Raw genomic sequence first — 243 nt, 5'->3', positions numbered from 1 at the left:
AATCCAAAGTGCGGACTCCAACGTGCAGCGAGTATCGCTAGGAAGGTTCTGGAACTAGATAGAAAATTTACCCCAAGTGTTGAACTAAGAAATAGTCAAAATGAAAACAAAAAAAAAACAAATAAAAAAAACGCGCGCCCACAAAGTGGGGTGGCGGGGCCGGGGTGGGTTGTTTTGTTTTTTTGTGGTTTGTGGATTTTATTGGGGTTGTCGGGTTTGTGGGTTTGTTTGGGTTTGTGTAAT

General features: G+C 42.4%; 1 protein-coding gene. It reads left to right on the top strand.

Going from position 1 to position 243, the window contains the following annotated elements:
• Positions 1-243 (top strand): hypothetical protein (locus ACTHTK_RS10315; RefSeq protein ID WP_440379753.1); only part of this gene is annotated, 243 nt, incomplete at both ends.

Origin of the sequence: Neisseria sp. P0006.S009 (assembly GCF_051962915.1) — a bacterium.
Taxonomy (GTDB): Bacteria; Pseudomonadota; Gammaproteobacteria; order Burkholderiales; family Neisseriaceae; genus Neisseria; species Neisseria subflava_E.
Note: the sequence above shows the minus strand (reverse complement) of the source record. Positions and strands in the feature narration are given on the sequence as shown.